Annotated in this window: 3 protein-coding genes; all 3 read left to right on the forward strand. The window is 70.0% G+C overall.

The annotated features are described in order from the left end of the window. Positions 1-1,033: AIM24 family protein (locus tag EAO76_RS46755; protein WP_262375834.1), on the forward strand; the 1,033-nt coding region annotated here is incomplete at its 5' end. Between the two features lie 11 nt (positions 1,034-1,044). Further along, entirely contained in the window at positions 1,045-1,725 is a 681-nt protein-coding gene (locus EAO76_RS30380) for an AIM24 family protein (RefSeq protein ID WP_148839097.1), read from the forward strand. A 16-nt stretch (positions 1,726-1,741) separates the two neighbouring features. Then, positions 1,742-2,497: an AIM24 family protein gene (locus EAO76_RS30385; RefSeq protein ID WP_148839098.1), complete on the forward strand. Its 756-nt coding sequence runs from the start codon at positions 1,742-1,744 to the stop codon at positions 2,495-2,497. Positions 2,498-2,515 lie beyond the last annotated feature (18 nt).

Below are 2,515 nucleotides of genomic sequence, written 5' to 3' on the forward strand. Positions count from 1 at the left end.
GCCGACTCCGTCCTTCGGGGCTCCGGTCGGACAGACCCCGCCCCCCGCGCCGCCGCAGCAGATGCACACCGCGCCGACGATGGCCGCGCCGCTGGCACCGCACGGTGGCGCGGTGCCGCCCGCGCCGGCCCCCGCTCCGTACGGGCAGCCCCAGCAGCCGCAGTTCGGCCAGGTCCCCGGCCAGTCCGCGCCCGCCGCCCCGTACGGTCAGCAGGCCCCCGCGCCCTACGGGCAGCAGCCTCCCGCTCCGTACGGACAGCAGCCGCCGGGAATGCAGCCCCCCGGGATGCCGGGAATGCAGCCTCCGGGGATGCCGGGAATGCAGCCGCCCGGCATGCCCCAGGGCGTACCGCAGGGGATGCCGCAGGCCGGTGCCGGTCTCCAGGCGGCGCTCCAGCCCTACAAGGAGACGGCCACCGGCCAGCGCTGGACCCCGCAGAACCAGCAGCTCATGCGGGTCGACCTCTCCATGGGCGGCACGCCCGTGCTCGCCCGCCAGGGCAGCATGGTGATGTACCAGGGCAAGGTCGACTTCAGCTACAAGGGCGCCGGCTTCGCGGGCCGCATCGTCGGCAACTCCACCGGCCAGGAGATGCAGCTGATGCGCTGCACCGGCCGCGGGCAGCTCTTCCTCGCGGAGGACGGCTCCCACCTGCACGCCATCGAACTCCAGGGTGACGGCATCTGCGTCTCGGCGGAGAACGTCCTCGCCTTCGACGAGACCCTGCAGTACGAGGTCCGCAGGATCGAGGGCCACGGAATCCCGGGCGGGGCCCTGTTCACCATGCAGTTCCAGGGCAGCGGCACGATCATCGTCAAGACCCGCGGCGTCCCCGTCGTCCTGCCCGTCACGCCGACCACCTTCGCCGACTGCAACGCCGTCGTGGCCTGGTCGTCCGCGTCCCAGGTGATCATCTCCAGCCAGGTCCGGCTGCGCCGCAACGCGTACCCGGGGCACAGCGGGGAGACCGTGAACCTCCAGTTCCGGGGCGCTCCCGGCAACTTCATCGTCGTCCAGCCCTACGAGGTCTGAGGGAGCCCGTCATGAACCAGCAACTCGCGGGCTTCGCCCCGACCCCCGTCACGGCCCGGATGGAGAACCACGGCCGCACGATGCTCAAGGTCGCCATGGCCACCGGCCAGGACCTCTACGCACGTACCGGCTCGATGGTCGCGTACGAGGGCTTCATCCAGTACGAACCCAACCCGCCCGCCGTCCGCCAGATCGCCTCCCAGTGGATCACCGGCGAGGGCGCGCCGATCATGAAGTGCTCCGGTGACGGGCTGCTCTACCTCGCCGACTACGGCGCCGACGTGGTCGTCATCAACCTCAACAACGACTCCCTCTCGGTCAACGGCACCAACGTCCTGGCCTTCGACGGCCACCTCACCTGGGGCGTGGAGCGGGTCAAGGGCCTCGCCAAGTTCGCGGGCCAGGGCCTGTGGAACGTCTGCATCTCCGGCACCGGCTGGGTCGCCATCACCTCGCGCGGCACGCCGATCGTCGTCGACTGCGGACGCGGCGAGGACGAGACCTACGTCGACCCGGACGCCCTCGTGGCGTGGTCCCCGAACCTCAAGGTGAAGGGCAAGCGCAGCTTCAAGGCGTCCTCGCTCATCGGGCGGGGCAGTGGCGAGGCCTATCAGATGGCCTTCTCCGGCCAGGGCATCGTCGTCGTGCAGCCGAGCGAGGACAGTACCGACCGCCTGCGGGTCCGGAACTGAGGGGGAGGGAGACACCATGCAGAGTCCGCTTTTCAACTACACGGAACAGCAGTCCCAGGACCGGTACGCCATCCAGAACCCGCAGCTCCTGCGGGTCGCGCTGACCGGCCACGACGACGTGCTCGCCCGCAAGGGCGCCATGGTCGCCTACCAGGGACTGATGGAGTTCGACGGCGAGTACCAGTCGAACAGCCAGCGCCGTGCCCGCGCGAACACCGGTGAGGGCCTCGACCTGATGCGCTGCTCCGGGCAGGGCACGGTCTTCCTCGCCAACCTCGCGCAGTACATCCACATCGTGGATGTCGACCACGACGGCCTCACGGTGGACAGCGCCTACGTCCTGGCGCTGGACTCCGCGCTGCACACCGAGGTCATCGCGGTGGACAGCCAGTACGGCATCTCGGGGACCGGCAAGTACCAGCTCAACATCTCCGGCACCGGCAAGGTCGCCCTGATGACCTCGGGCCAGCCGCTGATGATGCAGGTCACCCCGGACAAGTACGTCAACGCCGATGCCGACGCCATCGTCGCCTGGTCCAGCTCGCTGCGGGTGCAGATGCAAGCCCAGACGCACTCCTCCGGTGTGTGGCGCCGACGCGGCAACACCGGTGAGGGCTGGGAGCTCAGCTTCCTCGGCCAAGGCTTCGCCCTGGTCCAGCCCAGCGAGGTGCTGCCCCCGCAGAACCAGCAGATCGGCCAGGGCGTCCGGGCCCAGTACGGCATGGGCCAGCAGGGCGCCCACGGCCAGAACCAGAACAACGCCTGGAACTGATCCGCGGCACGACACCCG

Origin of the sequence: Streptomyces sp. sk2.1 (genome assembly GCF_008120935.1) — a bacterium.
GTDB lineage: Bacteria > Actinomycetota > Actinomycetes > Streptomycetales > Streptomycetaceae > Streptomyces.

Bases quoted from the DNA above. Each gene is read 5' to 3' on its own strand.
- EAO76_RS30380 (WP_148839097.1), top strand. From the start codon at position 1,045: ATGAACCAGCAACTCGCGGGCTTCGCCCCGACCCCCGTCACGGCCCGG.
- EAO76_RS30385 (WP_148839098.1), top strand. From the start codon at position 1,742: ATGCAGAGTCCGCTTTTCAACTACACGGAACAGCAGTCCCAGGACCGG.